The 2,626-nt window shown below is 66.8% G+C and carries 2 protein-coding genes and 2 pseudogenes; 2 read left to right on the top strand and 2 right to left on the bottom strand.

Going from position 1 to position 2,626, the window contains the following annotated elements:
- Together V5A53_RS14460 and V5A53_RS14455 are read right to left on the bottom strand one after the other, a co-directional pair.
- Positions 1-541, bottom strand: a pseudogene (locus tag V5A53_RS14460) (trans-sulfuration enzyme family protein); the annotation flags it as partial.
- Positions 522-644 (bottom strand): annotated as a pseudogene (locus V5A53_RS14455) (cysteine synthase); the annotation flags it as partial. The pseudogenes V5A53_RS14455 and V5A53_RS14460, both read right to left, overlap by 20 nt.
- 132 nt (positions 645-776) lie before the next feature.
- On the opposite strand from V5A53_RS14455, the gene V5A53_RS14450 reads away from it, so the two are divergent.
- Together V5A53_RS14450 and V5A53_RS14445 are read left to right on the top strand one after the other, a co-directional pair.
- A complete protein-coding gene (locus tag V5A53_RS14450) occupies positions 777-1,211 on the top strand; it encodes a universal stress protein (protein ID WP_332314312.1) in 435 nt (144 codons plus the stop codon).
- Positions 1,212-1,337: 126 nt separating this feature from the next.
- The coding region (locus tag V5A53_RS14445; protein WP_332314311.1) for a DUF7504 family protein at positions 1,338-2,626 on the top strand (1,289 nt) is incomplete at its 3' end.

Genomic DNA, 2,626 nt, shown 5'->3' with positions numbered 1-2,626 from the left:
GTAGCACCGCGTCGATGGCCGATTCGAGGTCCGCCCGCAGGTCGTCGACGTGTTCGATGCCGACGCTGGCCCGAATGAGACCGTCCGAGAGGCCCGCTGCCTCCCGCTCTTCTTTCGGAATCGCTGCATGGGTCATCGCGGCCGGCTGTTCGATGAGGCTCTCGACGCCGCCGAGGCTCTCGGCGAGGGTGAACACCTCCGTCGCCGAGCAGACGTCGCTCGTCTCTTCGAGCGTGGCGTCGAGTTCGAAGCTCACCATGCCGCCGAAGTCGTCCATCTGCCGGACGGCGACCTCGTGGCCAGGGTGGGATTCGAGACCGGGGTAGTACACCTCGCTCACGTCTGGGTGGTCGGCCAGCCAGACGGCGAGTTGGCGGGCGTTCTCACAGTGTCGGTCCATGCGGACGGGGAGGGTCTTGGTGCCCCGCAACACGAGAAAGCTCTCGAAGGGACCGGGCGTCGCGCCGACGGCGTTCTGGTAGAAGCCGAACCGCTCGTCGAGGTCGGGGTCGTCCGTAACGAGGGCGCCACCGATGACATTTGGCGTAGACGGGCACCTCCTCGGGGGCCGCTCTCACTCGGACCAGCGGCGTCTCTCCGACCGTCTCCAGTACCGAATCCAGCGGCTCACGATGTGTCGTCATGCTTCCCGACCGCGGCTGGCTGTATTTGACACCAACACAACTGTTATTCTCGAACTCGGAGCGGCCTCGGCAAGAAGCTACCGCCGAACATCGCCACTGTCGTTTAAGTTCCTCTCCGCCGAAGCCGTCGATATGTACGACGACATCCTCGTTCCAACCGACGGCTCCGCGTGTGCGATGGCGGCCGTCGAGGAGGCCATCGACCACGCCAACACCCACGACGCCCAGTTGCACCTCCTGTACGTGGTCGACGAGACGCGGGTGCCCGACGGGGAGCAGCCGGAACTGTACGACGCCCTCGAAACGGAGGGCGAGGACGCCATCGCCGACGCTCGGGCCCGCGCGAAGGCGGCCGACGTCACCTCGATTCGGGCCGCCATCGGCGCCGGCGCACCGCATCAGGTCATCCTCGAATACGCCGACGACAACGGGATCGACCTCATCGTCATGGGGACCCACGGCCGAAGCGGCCTCGAACGCGCGCTCCTCGGCAGCGTGACCGAACGCGTCCTCCGGACCGCCGACCAGCCCGTGTTGACCGTCAGGGAAACCGAAGAACCCGCCTAAGACGCGGGTGTTTGGGTCGTTTCGACAGCTGAAACGGAGCACGGCTATTATATAGTGAACGGATAACACACGACAATCAGCGGCTGTGGAGCGTTCGCTTCGAACCGCTGGTGGGTGTGATCGAACATGACCGACGAAACCCCCTCGGGGCCGGCGAACATGCTGCTGGAGATCGACGGACACGACGACTGCGAAGAGGAGGCCTGCATGGCCCTTTCGGGCGTCGACGACCCCGACAGCGTCGACGTGGTGTTCGTCACGTTCACCAGATCCGCCGACCAACGGCTCGCGGCGTGGCGCGACCACGCCAACGCCCCGCCCGCGAACATCGGTATCGTCAGCGTCGAGATGGGCGGCGCCAGCGGCGGCAGCGGCGCCAGCACTGCCCGGAACTCCGGGCCGACCGTCCGCCGGATCTCCGACCCGAGCGACCTCACCGGCGTCGGCATCGCCATCTCAGAGTTCCTCTCGGCGTGGGCCGACACCGACCAGCAGACCGTCGTCTGTTTCGATTCGGTCACCGCGCTGTTGCAGTCCGTCGACGCCAACCGGGTCTTCCAGTTCCTCAACGAGATGACCTCCAAGTTCGAGCAGGCGGGGGTCCACGCCCACTTCCATCTGCTACCCGAGGCCCACGAGACCCAGAATCTCAGCGACCTCACGTCGCTTTTCGGCGAACGGACGAGTGCCGCGAGCGTCGTCGGCGACGACACCGAGTCCCTGGCCGACGCGGCCGATGAGGACGACCTGGAGGGCGACGCCGGCGGGTTCGTCTTCGGGGCCGGAACCGACGAGGTCGACGGGTTCGTCTTCGGCGATGAGACCGACGGAACCGACGCCGACGAGTTCGTCTTCGGGGCCGGGACCGACGACGCCGACGCGGACGCACCCGACCCGGACGAGGGCGCCGAAGACGACGGGGAAGACGAGTCGCCCCTCATCGAGACGAGCGACAGCGAGGACGCGAACGACGATGCCGCCGACCTCGATTCGGTGGGACGTAGCCTGCTCGACGATAACGACGGGGACGAGACTGGCGACGAGGCGGTCGAACGCTCCGAGTCGGACGACGAGGGCTCCCACGTCGTCGGCCCAGCCGTCGGGGCCGGACCGAAACGGAAGACCGGGGCGGAGATGGGAGCGAAACAGCCGAACGACCGCTCGGCCACCACTTCATCGTCGGCCACGATGTCCGCGGCCGCGAGAACCGCTACGGCCAGCAGTCCGAAGACGCCCTCGTCGTCCGGCACGACCGACGGCGAGGACTCCGAGGGGTACAGAACGGCCATCTACTCGCGGACGACGGCAACGATCGTCGGCGTCGTGGTGATGCTCGTGTTGATCAGTTTCCTGGTGGCCGCGATACCGATACCGATGGGAGACGACACGGGCGCGGACGCTACCGAGAACACGAT

Origin of the sequence: Natronomonas sp. (assembly GCF_036625485.1) — an archaeon.
GTDB lineage: Archaea > Halobacteriota > Halobacteria > Halobacteriales > Haloarculaceae > Natronomonas.
The sequence above is the reverse complement of the archived record's forward strand: the minus strand, read 5'-3'. Positions and strand labels throughout refer to the sequence as shown.

Excerpts from the sequence above, each read along its gene's own strand:
- V5A53_RS14450 (WP_332314312.1), top strand. The coding sequence starts at position 777 with ATGTACGACGACATCCTCGTTCCAACCGACGGCTCCGCGTGTGCGATG.